The following is an 18,405-nucleotide window of genomic DNA, read 5'->3' as shown; positions in this document are numbered from 1 at the left end:
TTCCGGCGAACCCTCGGCCGATCGCACGGCAACCCAGTGGCCGGGAGAGCGGGATGACACCGACATCGCGCCACTGGGCGGCGAGCGGTACCCGAGCCGGTTCGGCCCGAGGACCGCGAGCAGGCGCCCACCTCGAGCACGCCAGGAACAACCATTCGCAACTCGACAGGGAAGACGAGGACGTCGCGTGCGAGAACAGATTCTCGTGAAGCAAGCGGCGCGTGGACGGTCCGGACCGCCCCCGTGGCTCACGCACCACTCTCCGCACACCTCGTACAGCGTGTCGCCAGCGCGTCGCGCCGCGATTTTGCAGCGAACGGGAATCCGGTGTAACACCAACGCGACGGGAACGATCACATACCCGATCGCCATTCGCCAGGCGTCGAGAACACGTTGCAAATCTCCGCTTTTCGATGCCGAGTGGCTTGCTAGGATCCTTTTTGCCGGACGGGGGTATCTGGAAAGGGGGCGGTGAACGTGCGCCGAACCAGGTGGACGCAACCGCGTAGCAGTGGGAACGATCAGGGTGACGCCGGCGCCTGTGTGACTACAGGGCACCTGGGTACCGACGTCGCCCACACCGGGTGAGTCCGATGTCGACCGACATCGAGCCCCCGGTAGCCGCTATGGCCCGAGCATGGGCCCGTGCGGTCTGCGCCGAGCCCGGTTCGGGCGCGGCGCCCCAGCAGTTGGAACCGGTGCTGATCGAGATCGTCGAGCGCCTGCTCACACTCGCGCGATGCGAGCCGTTCCCGGTTCCGGAAGCACGCATGCTCGGGGCCCGGCTCGCCGATGCGCCGTTCGACCGGATCCGGATGCTGGCGCAGGCCACGCGCTGGCTGCTCGGCTTCCCATCCGGCACGCCCGGCTCCCTGGTGGCCACACGCTGGCCGTTCATCGCCAGTCAGGCCATCGACAGTTACGCCCAGGCGCTTCAGGAGCGCGCTCTCGCGCAACAGGAACAGAACCTGTCGGCCAAGGTGTCGCTGCGCGTGCAGGAGATCGCCGCGCTGCAGCACCGGTTGCGCCACGAGGCCACCCACGACGCGCTGACCGATCTGGCCAACCGGACGCTGCTGCAGGACAAGGTGCGCCTGATGGCCACCGACCCGACGCGCGGCGTCGGGTTGCTGCTGATCGACCTGGACCGGTTCAAGCAGATCAACGACGGGTACGGGCATGCGATCGGTGACGAAGTGCTGGTCGAACTGGCCGGCAGACTGCGCGAAGTGTGCCCGCCGGACACGGTGATCTGCCGGTACGGCGGTGACGAGTTCGTGCTCGCGACCAACCCCCACCACAACAACCTCGGTGACCTCGCGCATCGGATCGTGGCCGCGCTGCGTGACCCGGTCTGGTCGTCGGCCGGGCCCGTTCCGGTGTCGGCCAGCGTGGGCACCGCCTACAACCCGCCGGGCAGCCCGCTCGATTTCACCGATCTGCTGCGCCGCGCCGATCGCGCGATGTACTCCGCGAAGACGGCCGGTGGGCGCCGCTTCGCCCTCGCGGACGAGCCGGACATCGACACCGCCGTCGCCGGCTGACCCGGCCGATCCGGGTCAGCCGGGTTGACAGGTGGGGCACCAGAAGAGATTCCGCGCCTGCATCACCTGATGGGCGATCGGCGTCTCGCACAGACGGCACGGGGCGCCTTGGCGGCGGTAGACATAGGTGCGCGGGCGATCCGGGGCATACGAGGGCTCGCCGTGATCGTGTTCGGGCCGCACCACGACCATCTTCCCGACGCGCACCCCTACCCGCATGAGCGCGACCAGATCGGACCATATGTCCGCCCATTCGCCCGCGGACAGCTCCGTACCCGGACGATTCGGGGAGATCCCATGGCGGAACAGCAATTCCGCGCGATAGACGTTGCCGACCCCTGCGACCACCTGCTGGTCCATCAGCAGCGCGCCGATCGGCCTGCGGGAACGATGGATGCGCTGCCACGCCCGGTCCGGATCGGCGCCGCGCCGCAGCGGATCAGGACCGAGCCGATCGGTGAGCGCCGTCACCTCCGGCGGCAGCAGGATCTCGCACGCGGCAGGCCCGCGCAGGTCGGTGCCGAAGCCCGGCTGCCCGTCCGGTTCCCCGGACAAGCGCATCCGGACCTGCCCGACCGGCTCCCCCATCGGCAACGCGGATTCGGTGAACGTGCCGTACAGTCCGAGATGCACGTGCACCACCAGGCCCGAGTCGTAGTGGTGCAGGAGGTGTTTGCCCCACGCCTCGGATTTCGTCAGCACCTGCCCGTCCACGCGGGCAGCGCCCGCGGCGAACTTGCCTTGCGGGCTCGATACGCGCACCACACCGCCCGCGAGGCGACGCTGATGCAGCCGCGCGAGGCGGTGCAGCGTATGTCCTTCCGGCACAGCCGGTTACGACCGCCGTGCGCTCAGTACGCGGGAACCGCCGGGGCGATTCCGGTCTTCTCGTACTCGGCCAGGATGTCGATGCGCCGCTGGTGGCGCTCCTCGCCCGACCAGGGGGTGGAGACGAACGCGTCCACGATGGCCAGCGCCTCCTCGGTCGAGTGCATGCGGCCGCCGATGCCGATCAGCTGCGCGTTGTTGTGCTCGCGTGCCAGCTTCGCGGTCTCCACGCTCCAGGCCAGCGCGCACCGGGCGCCGGGCACCTTGTTCGCGGCGATCTGTTCGCCGTTGCCACTGCCGCCGAACACCAGGCCGAGGCTGCCGGGGTCGGCGACGGTCCGGCGGGCCGCCTCGATGCAGAAGGCGGGGTAGTCGTCCAGCGCGTCGTACTCGAGCGCGCCGCAGTCGACGACCTCGTGGCCCGCCTGCTCCAGATGGGCCTTGACGTGATTCTTCAGTTCGAAACCGGCATGGTCGGCACCCAGGTAAACGCGCATGGCAGGCATTGTGTCAGGTGGCCGCCGCGCGGCGGCGAGAGGGCTTGCCCCGCGATTAACACCGCGGCGGGCCCGCGCGAATCGACTGATGCGCCAGTTGTGTTCGCGGCCACAGTGCCCGATGACACGGCCGACGCGCCGACCCCGTTCCCGGCAACTGAATAGAGTTCATTCCATGCAGCCGTTCGAACCCCAGCCGTCCGACCAGGCGGGCCGACAGGCCGACCCGTACGCCCAGCAGGGCGGGTGGGTCTCGGATCGGAGCACGCCTGCCGCGTCGTACGGCCAGCAGTACACCTCGGGCTCCTATCCGTCCGCGCCCCCGGCTGCGTATCCGGCGCCCTATGGCTCCTACCCCGGCGCCCCGGTGCCCCCCGGAGCTCCGCCGCAGCGGCAGCCCCGCGGTCTGTCGCCGTTCGGCATGCCCGCACGGCACAGCTGGGAGATACCGATGCTCGTCGTCGTGGTGGTGTTCACCGTGTTCGCGTATCTGATCGCGCTGGTGCTGCTCGCCACCGGGAACTTCGACCAGTACGTCCTCGCGTTCGCGGCCGCCCCGCTGCTGCTGTGGTTCGGTCGCGGCATCAACTACGCGGGCCAGCGGGTGAACGGCGTGAAGATGTCGCCGACCCAGTTCCCCGAGGGCTATCAGATGGTGGTGGACGCCGCCGCTCGCTTCGGCATGTCGAAGGTGCCGGACGCCTACGTGGTGCTCGGCAACGGCCAGATCAACGCGTTCGCCAGCGGGCACGGGTTCCGGCGCTACGTAGTGGTCTACAGCGATCTGTTCGAGATCGGCGGCGCCGCACGCGAACCCGACGCGCTGGCGTTCATCATCGGCCACGAGGTCGGTCACATCGCGGCGGGGCACACGTCGTACTGGCGGCAGCTGGGCATGTTCCTGGTGCCGTTCCTGCCGGTCGTCGGCAGCAGCTTGATCCGCGCGCAGGAGTACACCGCCGACAACCACGGCTTCTGCAATCGGCACACCGGCGCGTCCGCCGCCATGGGCACCCTGGCCGCGGGCAAGTACATGAACCGGCTGGTCGGCTTCGACGAGATGGCCGACCGGGCGGCCGTCGAGAAGGGCTTCTTCGTCTGGATGGTGAACGCTCTGTCCAGCCACCCCGTGCTCACCTGGCGGATGTGGGCGCTGCGCGATCGCAGCAGGCACGGGAAGCTGTTCCTGCGCCCTGCCCCGCCCGCGGGCGCCGGTGTGCCCGCGGGCGGGTACGCGAGTTCCTACGGCCAGGTGCCCGCGAGCCCGCCGAAGTCCGCGTTCTGACCGGGCCGGGTGCCGCGCGACGGCACCCGGGCGCGGGTGCTCAGTCGAACGACGGATCTTCGGTCCGCGTGCGCTTCAGCTCGAAGAAGTGCGGGTAGGACGCCAGTGCCACCGCGCCGTCCCAGACCTTGCCCGCTTCCTCGCCGCGGGGAATACGGGACAGCACCGGACCGAAGAACGCGGTCCCGTTGATGTGGATGGTCGGGGTGCCGACGTCCGGTCCCACCTTGTCCATGCCCGCGTGGTGGCTCTCACGCAGCGCCTCGTCGTAGTCGGTGCTCTCGGCGGCCGCGGCCAGCTCGGCGGGCAGACCGACCTCCGCCAGCGCGTCGGCGATCACCGCGGCGAGGGTCTCCTTGCGGCTCTCGCGTTCGTACTCGGCCCGCCGGTTGTGGATGCGCGTGCCCATCGCGGTGTACAGCGGCGACAGCACCTTGTCGCCGTGCTCCTGCGCCGCGGCGATCGCGACGCGGACCGGGCCCCATCCCGTGTCGAGCAGTTCCTTGTACTGCGGCGGCACATCTCTGCCCTCGTTCAGCACCGACAGGCTCATCACGTGGAACTGGGCTTCGATGTCGCGCACCTGCTCGACCTCGAGGATCCAGCGGGACGTGATCCAACACCACGGGCACAGCGGGTCGAACCAGAAATCGGCGACGTCCTTGGTGGCTTCGTCGGTCACGGGCGGCTTCCTCTCGATCGCAAGCGGACGGGCGGCCGCACACTGCGCCGCCCTACCGAGCAACCACGTCGGCGCGCGATTCGTTCCCACTCGCGGCATCCGTTTTCCCGAGCGGCGCGCACGGCTGCCAGTAGGGTTGACCGGCAGGTGCTTGGTTCCCTTCGGAGAAGGAGTCCGCGATGAGTTCTGACCAGCATTTCGTCATAGTCGGCGGCGGACTGGGCGCGGCCAAGACAGCAGAAGCTCTGCGCGAGAAGGACTTCGAGGGAAGCGTGACACTGATCGGCGCCGAGGAGCACCTGCCCTACGACCGGCCGCCGCTGTCGAAGGAGCATCTGCTCAGGAAGAAGGCGCTGCCGGAATTCATCGTCGATCCCGCGCAGTGGTATCGCGACCACCACATCGACATCCGCCTCGGCACCACCGTCACCGGGCTGGACCCCGGGGCCAAGACGGTCACCCTGCCCGACGGTTCCACACTGTCCTACGACAAGCTCGCGCTCGCCACCGGCTCCACGCCGCGGACACTGCCCGTTCCCGGCGCCGACGCGCCCAACGTGTACACGCTGCGCACCATCGAGGACTCCGACACGTTGATCGAGCTGTTCGGCAGCGCGACGCGGCGGCTCGTCATCATCGGCGCCGGCTGGATCGGCCTGGAGGTCGCCGCCGCGGCCAGGGCGGCGGGCGTCGAGGTGACCATCGTCGAACGCGCCGACCTGCCGCTGCTCGCGGTGCTCGGACCGGAGATGGGCGAGGTGTTCGCCGATCTGCACCGGGCCAACGGCGTCGACTTCCGGTTCGGCGCGCAGGTCGAGGCGATCACCACCGAGGACGCGATCGCGACCGCGGTCGCCAACGGCGTCCGGCTCGCCGACGGCAGCACGATCGAAGCCGACGCGGTGCTGGTCGCCGTCGGCGCGCGCCCGAACGTGGAGCTGGCCGCCGACGCCGGTCTCGCCGTGGACGACGGCGTGCTGGTCGACGAACGCCTGGCCACCAGCGATCCGGACATCGTCGCGGTCGGTGACATCGCCGCCCAGCAGCACCCTGTGCTCGGCAGGCGGGTCCGGGTGGAGCACTGGGCCAACGCGCTCAACCAACCCGCGGTCGCCGCCGCGACCATGCTCGGCAAGCAGGCTTCCTACGACCGGCTGCCCTATTTCTTCACCGACCAGTACGACCTGGGCATGGAGTACACCGGGTACGCCGCGCCGGGCGAACACGCCAGGGTCGTCGTGCGCGGCGACACGGCGGCACGCGAGTTCGTGGCGTTCTGGCTGGACGGGAACAACCGCGTGCTCGCCGGGATGAACGTGAACGTCTGGGACGTGACCGACCGGATCAAGGAACTGATCCTGGCGGGCGAACCGGTCGATCCGGATCGGCTGGCCGACACCTCGGCCGAGATGTGATGTGGATCACTGCAGAGATGTGTCGAACGCACGCGACGTGCTCCGACCTCCTCGCGGGCGCCACCGGAGCGCTCCCAGCGACCGAACGCCGGAGAGGAAATCGACCATGAAATACATGCTGCTGAAGACCTACGCACCCACCAAGTACTGCGACACACCGATCAACGAATGGTCCCCGGAAGAGATCCAGGCGCACATAGACTTCCAGCGCGCGCTGGGTGCGCAACTGGCCGAGGCGGGCGAGTTGGTGGACGCGCAGGGATTGGCCGGGCCGGAGGAGGCGCGGATCGTCAGTTCGGACGGCCGGTCGGCGCCGGTGGTCACGGACGGGCCTTTCCCGGAGACCAAAGAGTTCTTGGCGGGGTACTGGATCGTCGACGTGGACAGCCCCGAGCGGGCCTACGAGATCGCGGCGCAGGCCTCCGCCGCCCCCGGCCCCGGCGGCAAACCGATCGGCGAGTACATCGAAGTTCGCGCGGTGATGGGCGCCCCCGCCACCGAGCAATGAGCGACCGGAGTGCGGTGCCCGACGACACACCGCTCCCGGCGAGCACCGAGGACCTGCTGCGCGCACTGGCGCCGCAGGTCCTCGGAACGCTCGTCCGCCGCTTCGGTGATTTCGACACCGCAGAGGACGCGCTGCAGGAAGCGCTGCTCGCGGCCGCGACCCAGTGGCCGATGGAGGGCCTGCCGGACAATCCGCGGGCTTGGCTGATCCAGGTCGCGCAGCGCCGCATGGCCGACGCCGTGCGCGCGGAGGTGGCCCGGCGGCGCAGGGAGACCACGGCTTTCGACCGTGAGGTGCCCGACGCCGTCCCTGTGGACCACGACGACACGCTGACCATGCTGTTCCTGTGCTGCCACCCGGCGCTGACGCCCGCCGCCGCCATCGCGCTGACGCTGCGCGCGGTGGGCGGACTCGGCACCGAACAGATCGCCCGCGCCTTCCTGTTACCGGAAGCGACCATGGCGCAACGGATCACACGAGCGAAGAAGAAGCTGGCCACCGTCGAGCGGCCCTTCGCGCAGCCGGGGGATCAGCGGTGGCGCGAGCGGCTGGGCGCGGTACTGCACGTGTTGTACCTCATCTTCAACGAAGGTCATACCAGCAGTTCAGGGCACACGTTGCAGCGAACGGACCTGTCCGATGAGGCGATCCGGCTCACCAGGGCGGTGCACCGGCTGCTGCCCGGCGACAACGAGGTCACCGGGTTGCTCGCGTTGATGCTGCTCACCGACGCCCGCCGGGCCGCACGCACCGGCGCGCACGGCGAACTCGTCCCGCTGGCCGAACAGGATCGCGCGCTGTGGGATCGGGCGCTGATCACCGAAGGGACGACCTTGGTCACCGGCACGCTCTCCGGCGGCTTGCGCGGGCCCTATCAGATCCAGGCGGCCATCGCGGTCCTGCACGCGCAGGCTCCGCGTGCCGAGGACACCGAGTGGACCAAGATCCTCGCGCTGTACGACCGGCTCGAACGGCTCTCGGACAATCCGATGGTGACGCTGAACCGGGCGGTGGCGACGGCGATGGTGGCGGGGCCCGAAGCCGGTCTCGCGCTGGCCGAGACCCTCGACGAACACCTGTCGGGTACCCACCGGCTCGACGCCGTGCGCGGCCATCTGCACGAGATGGCCGGTGCGATCGACGCGGCCATCGCCTGCTACACCAAGGCCGCCGCCCGCACGACGAGCGTCCCCGAGCGCGACTATCTGACCATCCGTGCGGCACAGCTGCGCCACGAAGCGCGTGCGGACCTCACGGGCTGAGTGGATGTCCGAATGGCTGTGGTGGGAGCTGCTGTGCGGCGCGCCGGGCACCAGCATGCGGGACACTCGGCCGATCGCGACCGGGCAGACTACCCGGTGTGGCAGGCAAACACAGTGCGGGAGTCCTTCTCTTCCGCCGGAACCCCGACGGCGCCGTCGAAGTATTGCTCGGACACATGGGCGGGCCGTTCTGGGCGCGAAAAGACCTGGGCGCGTGGTCGATTCCGAAGGGCGAGTACGAGCCGGAGACGGAGGCCGCCGAGGTCGCGGCGAACCGGGAGTTCGCCGAGGAACTCGGGCTGCCGGTCCCGGACGGCACGTGGCTGCCGTTGGGCGAGGTGCGTTACAGCAGCGGCAAGAAGGTGCTCACCGTCTGGGCCGTCGAAGGCGACCTCGATCCCGCCGCCGTAGTACCGGGAACCTTCCAGCTCGAATGGCCGCCGCGCTCCGGCCGCCTCGCGGAGTTCCCCGAGGTCGACCGCGCGGAGTGGTTCGATACGTCCACCGCGCGAGACAAGCTCGTCGCGGGGCAGCGGCCCTGCCTGGACCGGCTGACCGAGCTGCTCGCGGACTGACCGCTATCGCGGCACGCCCGCCCAGGTCCGGCCGGTGATGAGTTCGTAGGCCTCCACGTACTTCTGGCGGGTCGCCGCGACGACATCGGCCGGGATCTCCGGGCCGGGCGCCTCCTTGTTCCAGCCCGTGGAGGTGGACCAGTCGCGGACGAACTGCTTGTCGAACGAGCGCTGCGCGCGGCCCGGCTCCCACTCGTCGGCGGGCCAGAAACGCGACGAATCGGAGGTGAGCACTTCGTCGCCGAGAGTGAGCACATCGCCGTCCCAGCCGAATTCGACCTTGGTGTCGGCGACGATGACACCGCGTTCGGCGGCGTGCGCGGCGCCCCTGGCGTAGATGTGCAAAGTGAGTTCGCGCAGCCGCTCGGCGACCTCGCGTCCCTCCTGGTTCACCACGTCCGCGAAGGTGATCGCCTCGTCGTGCCCCTCGGACGCCTTGGTGGTCGGTGTGAAGATCGGCTCCGGCAGCTTGTCGCCCTCGCGCAGACCGGGCGGCAGCGCGATCCCGCACACCGAGCCCGTCTGCCGGTATTCCACCAGCCCGGACCCGGTCAGGTAACCGCGCGCGATGCATTCCACCTGCATCATCTTCAGCGGCTTCACCCGAATGCCGCGACCGGCGAACTCGGCGGGCACGTCGGTGGCCGAGACCACATGGTTGGGCACATCGGTGAAGTACTCGAACCACCAGTTGGACATCTGCGTGAGCAGGGCGCCCTTGTCCGGGATCGGCGTCGGCAGCACCACGTCGTACACCGAAACCCGGTCGGACGCGACCAGCACCAGCGTGTCGCCGTCCTCGTACAGGTCACGCACCTTCCCGGCGTGCACATGCTTCAACGTCGAGCCTCCGAATCCCTGGGGTGAACCTGCGCTGTACCAGGCACAATACCGCCGCCCCCGAGCACCGCCGCCGCGCCGTCCGCCGCACACAGCGGACCGGTGCGTAAGTGCCGCGAACATTAGGGTCGATCGGGAAAGTCCCGCGCGGCCTGCCACCCCGAGGTGGCATTGTGGGTTTTGCCCGTGCCAGTTCTTCGACCACGAAGGAGCCTTATGTCCGCACCCAACCTCACTCGCGACCAGGCGATCGAACGCGCCGCGACGGTGTCGGTCGAGAACTACCGCGTCGAGCTGGATCTGACCGACGGCGCGGGCAAACCGGGCGAGCAGACCTTCTTCTCCCGCAGCACCGTGACCTTCGGCGCGACACCGGGCGCGAGCACATTCGTCGACATCGTGGCGCGCGGCGTGCGCTCGGCGGTGCTCAACGGGACCGCGCTGGACGTCTCCGGTTACGACGAGTCGACCGGGATCACGCTGACCGACCTGGCCGAGCACAACGAGCTGGTGGTCGAGGCCGACTGCGAGTACTCGCACACCGGCGAGGGTCTGCACCGGTTCGTCGACCCCGCCGACGACGCCGTGTACCTGTACTCGCAGTTCGAAACCGCCGACGCCAAGCGGATGTTCGCCTGCTTCGATCAGCCGGATCTGAAAGCCACCTTCGACCTCGCCGTCACCGCACCGGAGGACTGGCAGGTCGTCTCCAACGCGGCCGTGGTGCAGACGCTCGTGGCGGAGCCGGGCAAGCACGTCTTCCGCACCACCCCGAAGATGAGCACCTACCTGGTCGCGCTCATCGCGGGCCCGTACGCGCAGTGGACCGACGTCTACACCGACGACCACGGCGATATCCCCCTCGGCATCTACTGCCGCGCCTCGCTCGCCGAGCACATGGACGCCGAGCGACTGTTCACCGAAACCAAGCAGGGTTTCGGCTTCTACCACCGCAACTTCGGCGTGCCGTACGCGTTCGGCAAGTACGACCAGTTGTTCGTCCCCGAATTCAACGCGGGCGCGATGGAGAACGCGGGCGCGGTGACCTTCCTGGAGGACTACGTCTTCCGGTCCAAGGTCACCCGGGCGTCCTACGAGCGCCGCGCCGAGACCGTGCTGCACGAGATGGCGCACATGTGGTTCGGCGACCTGGTCACCATGAAATGGTGGGACGACCTGTGGTTGAACGAGTCGTTCGCCACGTTCGCGTCGGTGCTGTGCCAGTCCGAGGCCACCGAGTACACCAACGCCTGGACCACCTTCGCGAACGTGGAGAAGTCCTGGGCCTACCGGCAGGACCAGCTGCCCTCCACCCATCCGATCGCCGCGGACATCCCCGATCTCGCCGCGGTCGAGGTCAACTTCGACGGCATCACCTACGCCAAGGGCGCCAGCGTCCTCAAGCAGCTCGTCGCGTATGTCGGGCTGGAGCCGTTTCTGGCGGGCCTGCGCGCGTACTTCGCCGACCACGCCTACGGCAACGCCACCTTCGACGATCTGCTGTCGGCGCTGGAGAAGTCGTCCGGCCGCGACCTGTCCACCTGGGGTGCGCAGTGGCTCAAGACCACCGGATTGAACATCCTGCGCCCCGACTTCGAGGTGGACGCCGAGGGCAGGTTCACCTCGTTCGCGGTCGTGCAGGAGGGGGCACAGCCGGGCGCGGGCGAGCGGCGCGTGCACCGTCTCGCGGTCGGCGTCTACGACGACCAGGACGGAAAACTGGTGCGCACCAAGCGCGTCGAGCTCGACCTCGACGCCGCCGAACGCACCGAGGTACCCGAGCTGGCCGGCGTGCCGCGCGGCCAGTTCGTGCTGGTCAACGACGACGACCTCACCTACTGCTCGATCCGCCTCGACGCCGGTTCGCTCGACGTGCTGGTCAACCGCATCGCCGACATCGCGGAGCCGCTGCCGCGCACGCTCGCCTGGTCGGCGGCCTGGGAGATGACGCGCCAGGCCGAGTTCCGCGCCCGTGATTTCGTCGCGCTGGTCGAGCGTGGAGTCGGCGCCGAGAGCGAGATCGGTGTGGTGCAACGGCTGTTGATGCAGGCCAACACCGCGCTGGGCAGCTACGCCGAGCCGGAATGGGCCGCGACCACCGGCTGGCCGGAATACGCGAACAGGCTGCTGGAGCTGGCGCGCGAAGCCGAACCCGGCTCCGACCACCAGCTGGCCTTCGTCAACGCGCTGACCGGCGCGAAGTTGTCGGCCTGGCACACCGAGGTGCTGAGCGAGCTGCGCGACGGCGACCCGGCGAAGGTCGGATTGCCCGGCTTGGTGGTCGATACCGACCTGCGCTGGCGGATCGTGTCGGCGCTCGCGGCGGCGGGCGAGATCGACGCCGAGGGGCTGCACACTCCGGTCATCGATGAGGAGCTGGCCAACGACCCCACGGCCGCCGGCAAGCGGCAGGCGGCCGCCGCAGCGACGGCGCGTCCGATCGCCGAGGTGAAGGAGCAGGCGTGGGCGACGGTGATGGGCGACGATTCGGTACCCAACATCACCGCCCGCTCGATCGTCGGTGGCTTCGCGCCCGCCGGGCAGGGTGAGCTGCTCGCCTCCTACGTGGAGCGGTATTTCGCCGAGGTGCCCGGCGTCTGGGAGCGTCGTTCCAGCGAGGTCGCCCAGACCGTGGTGGTCGGCCTCTACCCGCACTGGGCGATCAGCGAGGACGCGGTGGCCGTCGCCGACAAGTTCCTGGCCGGCGATCATCCCCCGGCGCTGCGCCGGCTGGTCAGCGAGGGCAAGGCGGGGATCGAACGCTCGCTGCGGGCCCGCGCCTTCGACGCACAGCCGTAGACGAAACCGGCGCGTCCACCCTGGTCGGGTGGACGCGCCGGACTTACGGCAGCTATCGCGGTGCGCAACCGCAGCGGCCACACCACGTCTTACGAGCGAAGCGAGACCGCGCATTTACCGTTCGGAGCCACAAGAGGGCCGCGAACACCAGCGCCGCAGTCGCTGCAGGTGAAACAGCTACCTGCCGATGGCGGCGGCCATCACGCGGACGGCCGAGACCACGCCGTCGATCAACTGGCCCTGCCGGAACGAGCTCAGCGCGGCGGTGACGCCGAGCTGGCAGACGCGATCGTTCGCACGGTCGGCGACCGCCCGGCCCGAGCGCACCTCGATCGCCTTCTCGTTGGGCGAGACGGCGATGAGCACCGAGTGCGCCGCCTCGGGCGTGCCAGGGAAGATCGCGTCCGCGGACGCGGCCGGGTCCTCGCCCAGATCGCCGATGTAGACGTTGAAGCGCACCTTCGTCGCGCGGGTCGCCTCGGTGAGCACGTTGTCCATGGTGAGCCGCTCCACGTCGTTGAACGGCGCCTCCTTGAACACATCGCCTGCCTCGTGCACGCCGGAGACGCGTCCGCTGCTGGTGATCGCGTATCCGTGCGGCAAATCGGCTTCGACCACCGCGGGCCACTTAGAACCTGCCACTTGCCCGTCCTCCGATCAGCTCCACCGCGGTGGACTCGATGGCCGCATGCTGCTCATGCGGCGTTTCCGCGAAATGGTGACCCGAGCCGATCACCTCTTCGGTGGCACTCCACAGCACCGGCGACGCGGTCCACTTCTGGCCGAGGGCGAAGTGGACCGGCTTCTCGCCAGGCAGCGGCTTACCGAGGAACGACAATCCGGCGATGATGCCGTAGATCACCAGCGGTATGCCGGCGAAGATCAGCACTGTCTCGAGAATGCTCACGGATCAAAGGTAGACGATCCTCTGTAGTAGTTCTCCGTCCGGTCGAGCCGGATCGCCCTCCGTGTCGATTGCATCGGCTCCGAGCTGGGACTTTCCGACGCGCCTCAGACCAACCAGGCGGTCGCGTTCGGCGCCAGCTGACCTCCGTCGGTCGGTGCGCTGGCCAGCAGCACGTCTCCCGGCGGTAGCTGAATGGGCGCGTCCGAGGCGTTGAGCACGCAGACCAGTCCCCCCGGCCTGCGGAAGGCGAGACAACCCGCCGGGCTGCCGTACCACTCGATCCGATCCCCGGCGAACTCCGGCCGCAGCGCGCGCAGTTCGAGTGCCAGGCGATACAGCGACAAAGTCGACCCCAACTCCTCGAGTTGCGCTTCGACGGTCAGCGACGCCCAGTCGCCCGGAATCGGCAGCCACGGTGTCCCGGTGGTGAACCCGTACGGCGGCGCGGCGCCCTCCCAGGGCAGCGGCACTCGGCAGCCGTCGCGGCCGCGCTGGGTGTGGCCGGAGCGCTCCCACACCGGATCCTGCAAGACGTCGTCCGGCAGGTCGTCGACGTTGGGCAGCCCCAGCTCGGCGCCGTTGTAGATGAACACCGCGCCCGGCAGCGCCAGTTCCAGCAGGATCATCGCCCGCGCCCGCGCGACGCCGAGCACACCGCCGCCGTAGCGGGTGACCTCGCGCTCGATGTCGTGGTTGGACAACGTCCAGGTGGGCACGGCGAAGACCGGTGCGACGGCCGACAGCGAGTTGTCGATCGCGTCACGCACCGCTTCGGCGTCGAACGCCGATTCCGCGAGGCGGAAGTTGAACGCCAGGTGCAGTTCGTCGGCTCGCACGTACTCGCCGAAGCGGGTGTTGTCGTTCACCCACACTTCACCGATGGTGACCGCGTCCGGGTACTCGTCGACCACCTTGCGGATCCGGCGGTGGATGTCGTGCACGGCGGGATTGTTGAACCGCGGGTCGCTGTCGTCGTGCGCGAGCAGGGCCGAGACGGACAGCTCGGGCATGTCGGGCAGACCGTCGGGTTTGGCCATGCCGTGTGCGACGTCGATCCGGAATCCGTCCACCCCGCGGTCGAGCCAGAACCGCAGCGTCTGCTCGAAATCGGCGGCGACCTCGGGGTCGGCCCAATTCAGGTCGGGCTGCTCACGGGCGAAGATGTGCAGGTACCACTGGCCGGGAGTGCCGTCGGGTTCGGTGATCCTGGTCCAAGCGGGGCCGCCGAAGATGCTCGGCCAGTTGTTCGGCGGCTCGGCGCCGCCGGGGCCGCGGCCGTCGCGGAAGATGTATCGATCGCGCTCCGGGCTGCCGGGAGCCGCCGCCAGCGCCGCGCGGAACCACGGATGCTGGTCGCTGGTGTGATTGGGCACCAGGTCCATGGTGACCTTGATCCGGCGGGCATGCGCCTCGGCGATCAGCGCGTCCATCGCGGCGAGACCGCCGAAGAGCTGATCGATGTCGCGGGGATCGGCAACGTCGTAGCCACCATCGGCCATCGGCGAACGCATCACGGGACAGATCCACAGCGCGTCGACGCCGAGCAGTTCGAGGTAGCCCAGTTTGTCCCGGACTCCCCCGAGATCGCCGACCCCGTCTCCGCTCGAGTCCGCGAAAGATCTCGGATAAACCTGGTAGAACACGGCCGACCGCCACCACGACTGTGTGGTGCGGTCCACCGGCGCCGTTAAGGCTGGTGCATCACTCACATCCGCAATAGTGCCAAAGTTTCGAGGCGAAAGCCTTCTCCCGGCACACAGTTTCGAATGGCGGGCAAATACCCAGCACTGCCACCCGCACAGGCGAAAAAGGCTGCTCCGCTCCGCCTCTCGCACGCAACCGTCACGCCACCTGGGGTTCACCAGCGAATGTTTCGCCACCACAACGCGGTAGAAAACACACCAGCGCCGCGGTGCTGCGCCGTGGTCAGAACGGGGCGTTCACCAACGAGTTGGCAGCCATTTCCAGGTAGTCGAGCAGCGCCTTACGGTGCTCGTCGTCGAGCGTTTCCGGCTCGATCTCGGCGACCGCGATACGCATGCACCGCAGCCACGCGTCCCGCTCGATCGGTCCGATGGTGAACGGCATGTGCCGCATGCGCAAGCGGGGATGGCCGCGCTCGTCGGAGTAAGTGCGCGGACCGCCCCAATACTGCTCCAGGAACATCCGCAAACGACGCTCCGCCGGACCGAGATCCTCCTCCGGATACAGCGGGCGCAGCACCTCATCGGCGGCCACCTCGCGATAGAACGTCGCGACGAGCCGCCGGAACGTCTCCGCCCCACCGACCGCCTCGTAGAACGACGTCGCCGTTTGCTCGCCCGAAGTCATAGACCCTCTCGCTTCACCGGATGCGCCGCTGTCCATTGTGCCCGCGCCCGGGCACCGCCGCCGTACCGCCCTTGCGCCGCCGATCGGCAACCGGAACATCGCGCCGGAATGGCACTTCAGCCACAGTTAACCGGACATTGTTGAAAATCACCGTGCAATGCCCGACATTCCATGGTCAACTGGGGGACAGTCTCTGCTTTGCAGATACCACATGATCCTGCCAATCATGAAATCGAGGTCGAGATGAAGCAGCGGCACGGCGCCCGATCACATGAGGCGCGAGCGCACCGACAACTCCAGCCCGCCGACGTCCACAATTGTGGGTCGGGGGCTACTCCGCTGCACATCTTGTCCGAACGATATCCGGGTGGACATCGTGGCCATCACGACCACGGACCCCGCCCGACCGCCCCGCCCGCCGAGGGCACGAACTGGCTCAAGACCAGGGTGTTGCTGTTGAACGCCACCTACGAGCCGCTCACCGCATTGTCCGCGCGCCGCGCGATCGTCCTCCTCATCTGCGACAAGGCCGACGCCGTTCACCACAACGACGAAGGGCCGGTAGTGCACTCCGCCGATACGTCGGTGGCCATTCCCTCGGTGATCCGCCTGCGCACCTACGTGCACGTTCCGTATCGCGCCAGGGTGCCGATGACCCGCGCCGCGCTCATGCACCGGGATCGCTATCGCTGCGGCTACTGCGGCGGCAAGGCCGAGACCATCGACCACGTCATCCCGCGCAGCCGCGGTGGGGAACATTCCTGGGAGAACTGCGTCGCCAGCTGCGCGCCGTGCAACCATCGCAAAGCCGACAAACTGCTCAGCGAGCTGGGCTGGACGCTGCGTGCCCCACTGGTCTCCCCGAAGGGCCCGCACTGGCGCCTGCTGTCCACTACCGCCGAACTCGACCCCGTGTGGTTGCAGTATCTCGACGAAGGCGCCGCCTGACCGATCAGGTGTACTCCACCACCAGCGTCGCCCAGGTCGGCGACGCCAGTGCCTCGAACACGTGCGGTTGGTCACCCGGGTACGCGATGTAGTCGCCCGGGTGTAGTTCGACGGGCGCGTCGACGGGGCCGACCAGCGCGCGCCCTTCGGCGAGCAGGACGTGCTCGACCACACCGACGCTATGCGGATCCGATCGCCGCGCATGCCCCGGTTCCGCGGTGATGCGGAACAGGTCGCGGCGGGAATAGGCCGGCCCGGCCGCCAGCAGCGTCGCCCGGTACTCCGACTGCTCGGCCGCCACCACCGGCCCCTCACCGGCGCGAATGACGTGCACGTTCGGGCGCGGCGGGTCGAGCAATCGGGAGAACGGCATGTCCAGGGCGACGCACAACGCCCACAAGGTCTCCAGGCTCGGATTCCCGGTTCCCGATTCCAATTGCGACAGAGTGGATTTCGCGATACCCGCCCGGCCGGCGACCTCGCTCAGCGAGAGTCCGGCCCTGGCGCGCTCGCGGCGCAGCGCGGCGGCGATCACCGCCTGTGGTGTTGTCGTCGCGTCCTGCTGCGTCATTCCCACCTCTGCTTGTTTTGCAGCGCCTTCGGCACCGCGTGTGCCGCGATTATGCCGTGGGGTCGTGGTGTTGTGGTTGCGCTGGAGTGCTGGATGGTTGCGGTGCGGACATGTTCACAGCGCGTGTCCTTCGGAGCTCTCGCCGGGAAACCATATTGACGAAGTGCGGCGTTATGTTCACTATAAACTACATGCGTTCGATATGGCGAACACTCGATCGGAATGCGCTGCTCGGGATCGGTGCGGTGTGCCTCGCCGTCGGTGTGATCGGGATTTCCTACGGGGCGACCGCGGTCGCGGCGGGCTTTCCGGTCTGGCTGCCGGTGCTGCTCGGGTGCGTGGTGCTGGCCGGAAGCTCGGAGTTCCTGTTTCTCGGGATCGTTGCCGCCGGCGGCAACCCGATCGCGGCCGTGCTGGCAGGACTGCTGGTGAACGCGCGGCATGTTCCGTACGGGCTGTCGGTTCCCGACGCGGTCGGCACGGGCTGGCGCCGCTCGCTCGGCGTTCATCTGATGAACGACGAGTCCGTCGCGATGACCATCGCGCAGCCCGACGCGCCACGCAGACGGGCGGCCTACTGGATCACCGGCGCTGGGGTGCTGCTCGCCTGGCCCGGCGGCGCCGCCGTCGGAGCGCTGATCGGATCGGTGGTCACCGACACCTCGGCGCTCGGACTCGATGCGGTGTTCCCCGCGGTCCTGCTAGCGTTGGTGTTGCCCGCGCTGCGTGACCGGACCACCCTCGCCGCGGTGGGTGTCGGCACCGCGCTCGCCCTGGTCAGCGCTCCGTTCCTACCCACGGGGCTGCCGGTGCTGCTCGCCCTGTCCGGGGTGCTGGTCGCGGCGCGGCAAAAGCCTCTACCAGCGACCGCGCGGGGAGCGGCGTGATGCTGGCCGCCGGAGTCGTCGCTCTCGCCGCGGGCACCTACGCGTTCCGCTGGGCCGGCCCCGCACTCCGCGACCGAGTGCGCCTTCCCGAACGTGTGGTGTGGCTGCTGGAGATCGGCGCCGTCGTATTGCTCACCGCGCTCGTGGCCGTCACCACCTTGCCGCTCGGCACCGCAGACCTCGGATTCGCCGTGCCCGCAGGCGTTTTCGCGGGTGGACTGGTCGCATGGTTCCGACGCCCCATTCTGCTGGTCATTCTCGCCGCAGCCGCGACGACGGCAGTCCTCCGCTACATCGGCGTCTCTTGAGCGGCACCGTGCCCGCAGCAGGAGGCGGCGCCGTCCCCTCCTGCCGACGGCGCCGCCTGTCCCATCGATCGCATCCGAGCGCTCCTGTGCTACTCGGGTTTACAGTCCGCGGCCCGCATTGGCACCGATCCAGCGGCAGCGAAAGAACTAGAGATGTGCGTATTTTCGATGCCGACCCCCGCTAGGCCGTGATGGTCACCCGGCGACTCACGCGACGG

Annotated in this window: 19 protein-coding genes; 10 read left to right on the top strand and 9 right to left on the bottom strand. The window is 68.8% G+C overall.

Features of this window, described 5'->3' with window-relative positions; genetic code table 11:
- The first annotated feature begins 593 nt into the window (after window positions 1-593).
- Complete coding sequence (locus ACIHAX_RS22000; protein ID WP_355075952.1) at window positions 594-1,544, top strand: GGDEF domain-containing protein; 951 nt, start codon at window positions 594-596, stop codon at window positions 1,542-1,544.
- Between the two features lie 15 nt (window positions 1,545-1,559).
- On the opposite strand, the gene ACIHAX_RS21995 is transcribed toward ACIHAX_RS22000, so the two are convergent.
- Both ACIHAX_RS21995 and ACIHAX_RS21990 read right to left on the bottom strand, forming a co-directional pair.
- Window positions 1,560-2,372 (bottom strand): Fpg/Nei family DNA glycosylase, encoded by an 813-nt coding sequence (locus ACIHAX_RS21995; RefSeq protein ID WP_397279294.1) that lies wholly within the window; start codon window positions 2,370-2,372, stop codon window positions 1,560-1,562.
- A 23-nt stretch (window positions 2,373-2,395) separates the two neighbouring features.
- Window positions 2,396-2,869 (bottom strand): ribose-5-phosphate isomerase, encoded by a 474-nt coding sequence (locus tag ACIHAX_RS21990; RefSeq protein WP_355075948.1) that lies wholly within the window; start codon window positions 2,867-2,869, stop codon window positions 2,396-2,398.
- A 175-nt stretch (window positions 2,870-3,044) separates the two neighbouring features.
- Between ACIHAX_RS21990 and ACIHAX_RS21985 the strand changes: the two genes are divergently transcribed.
- Complete coding sequence (locus tag ACIHAX_RS21985; protein ID WP_397279292.1) at window positions 3,045-4,154, top strand: M48 family metallopeptidase; 1,110 nt, start codon at window positions 3,045-3,047, stop codon at window positions 4,152-4,154.
- Window positions 4,155-4,194: 40 nt separating this feature from the next.
- On the opposite strand, the gene ACIHAX_RS21980 is transcribed toward ACIHAX_RS21985, so the two are convergent.
- Window positions 4,195-4,836: a disulfide bond formation protein DsbA gene (locus tag ACIHAX_RS21980; protein WP_364429674.1), complete on the bottom strand. Its 642-nt coding sequence runs from the start codon at window positions 4,834-4,836 to the stop codon at window positions 4,195-4,197.
- A 179-nt stretch (window positions 4,837-5,015) separates the two neighbouring features.
- Between ACIHAX_RS21980 and ACIHAX_RS21975 the strand changes: the two genes are divergently transcribed.
- From ACIHAX_RS21975 to ACIHAX_RS21960, 4 genes are all read left to right on the top strand, one after another.
- The gene (locus ACIHAX_RS21975) at window positions 5,016-6,251 is read left to right on the top strand and encodes an FAD-dependent oxidoreductase (protein ID WP_364429677.1); all 1,236 of its coding nucleotides are present in this window, start codon (window positions 5,016-5,018) and stop codon (window positions 6,249-6,251) included.
- A 106-nt stretch (window positions 6,252-6,357) separates the two neighbouring features.
- Window positions 6,358-6,759 (top strand): YciI family protein, encoded by a 402-nt coding sequence (locus ACIHAX_RS21970; protein WP_355075942.1) that lies wholly within the window; start codon window positions 6,358-6,360, stop codon window positions 6,757-6,759.
- A complete protein-coding gene (locus ACIHAX_RS21965) occupies window positions 6,756-8,021 on the top strand; it encodes a DUF6596 domain-containing protein (protein WP_364429681.1) in 1,266 nt (421 codons plus the stop codon). The genes ACIHAX_RS21970 and ACIHAX_RS21965 overlap by 4 nt, the downstream gene beginning before the upstream one ends.
- A gap of 98 nt (window positions 8,022-8,119) precedes the next feature.
- On the top strand, window positions 8,120-8,596 hold the full coding sequence (locus ACIHAX_RS21960) for an NUDIX domain-containing protein (protein WP_364429684.1): 477 nt from the start codon (window positions 8,120-8,122) through the stop codon (window positions 8,594-8,596).
- A gap of 3 nt (window positions 8,597-8,599) precedes the next feature.
- On the opposite strand, the gene ACIHAX_RS21955 is transcribed toward ACIHAX_RS21960, so the two are convergent.
- Complete coding sequence (locus ACIHAX_RS21955; protein WP_364429687.1) at window positions 8,600-9,436, bottom strand: phosphoribosylaminoimidazolesuccinocarboxamide synthase; 837 nt, start codon at window positions 9,434-9,436, stop codon at window positions 8,600-8,602.
- A 216-nt stretch (window positions 9,437-9,652) separates the two neighbouring features.
- Between ACIHAX_RS21955 and pepN the strand changes: the two genes are divergently transcribed.
- Entirely contained in the window at window positions 9,653-12,235 is a 2,583-nt protein-coding gene (pepN, locus tag ACIHAX_RS21950) for an aminopeptidase N (RefSeq protein ID WP_364429690.1), read from the top strand.
- Between the two features lie 177 nt (window positions 12,236-12,412).
- Here pepN and ACIHAX_RS21945 read toward each other — a convergent pair whose 3' ends face one another.
- The 4 genes from ACIHAX_RS21945 to ACIHAX_RS21930 form a co-directional block, all read right to left on the bottom strand.
- The gene (locus ACIHAX_RS21945) at window positions 12,413-12,877 is read right to left on the bottom strand and encodes a DUF5130 domain-containing protein (protein ID WP_355075932.1); all 465 of its coding nucleotides are present in this window, start codon (window positions 12,875-12,877) and stop codon (window positions 12,413-12,415) included.
- The gene (locus ACIHAX_RS21940) at window positions 12,864-13,142 is read right to left on the bottom strand and encodes a hypothetical protein (protein ID WP_355075930.1); all 279 of its coding nucleotides are present in this window, start codon (window positions 13,140-13,142) and stop codon (window positions 12,864-12,866) included. The genes ACIHAX_RS21945 and ACIHAX_RS21940 overlap by 14 nt, the downstream gene beginning before the upstream one ends.
- A 104-nt stretch (window positions 13,143-13,246) precedes the next feature.
- Entirely contained in the window at window positions 13,247-14,851 is a 1,605-nt protein-coding gene (locus ACIHAX_RS21935; RefSeq protein ID WP_397279287.1) for an alpha-amylase family glycosyl hydrolase, read from the bottom strand.
- A 217-nt stretch (window positions 14,852-15,068) separates the two neighbouring features.
- A complete protein-coding gene (locus ACIHAX_RS21930; RefSeq protein ID WP_195043276.1) occupies window positions 15,069-15,473 on the bottom strand; it encodes a globin in 405 nt (134 codons plus the stop codon).
- A 243-nt stretch (window positions 15,474-15,716) separates the two neighbouring features.
- Between ACIHAX_RS21930 and ACIHAX_RS21925 the strand changes: the two genes are divergently transcribed.
- Window positions 15,717-16,421: an HNH endonuclease gene (locus ACIHAX_RS21925; protein ID WP_355075927.1), complete on the top strand. Its 705-nt coding sequence runs from the start codon at window positions 15,717-15,719 to the stop codon at window positions 16,419-16,421.
- A 4-nt stretch (window positions 16,422-16,425) separates the two neighbouring features.
- Here the strand turns inward: ACIHAX_RS21925 and ACIHAX_RS21920 are convergent, their stop codons facing one another.
- Window positions 16,426-16,992 (bottom strand): helix-turn-helix domain-containing protein, encoded by a 567-nt coding sequence (locus tag ACIHAX_RS21920; RefSeq protein WP_397279285.1) that lies wholly within the window; start codon window positions 16,990-16,992, stop codon window positions 16,426-16,428.
- 191 nt (window positions 16,993-17,183) lie between these two features.
- On the opposite strand from ACIHAX_RS21920, the gene ACIHAX_RS21915 reads away from it, so the two are divergent.
- Together ACIHAX_RS21915 and ACIHAX_RS21910 are read left to right on the top strand one after the other, a co-directional pair.
- Window positions 17,184-17,879, top strand: a complete 696-nt coding sequence (locus ACIHAX_RS21915; RefSeq protein WP_364429702.1) for an AzlC family ABC transporter permease — start codon at window positions 17,184-17,186, stop codon at window positions 17,877-17,879.
- Window positions 17,879-18,187 (top strand): AzlD domain-containing protein, encoded by a 309-nt coding sequence (locus ACIHAX_RS21910; RefSeq protein WP_355075921.1) that lies wholly within the window; start codon window positions 17,879-17,881, stop codon window positions 18,185-18,187. The genes ACIHAX_RS21915 and ACIHAX_RS21910 overlap by 1 nt, the downstream gene beginning before the upstream one ends.
- The last annotated feature ends 218 nt before the right edge of the window (window positions 18,188-18,405 follow it).

It is taken from the genome of Nocardia sp. NPDC051929 (genome assembly GCF_044548645.1).
In the GTDB taxonomy this organism is placed as follows: Bacteria; Actinomycetota; Actinomycetes; order Mycobacteriales; family Mycobacteriaceae; genus Nocardia; species Nocardia sichangensis.
The sequence above is the reverse complement of the archived record's forward strand: the minus strand, read 5'-3'. Positions and strand labels throughout refer to the sequence as shown.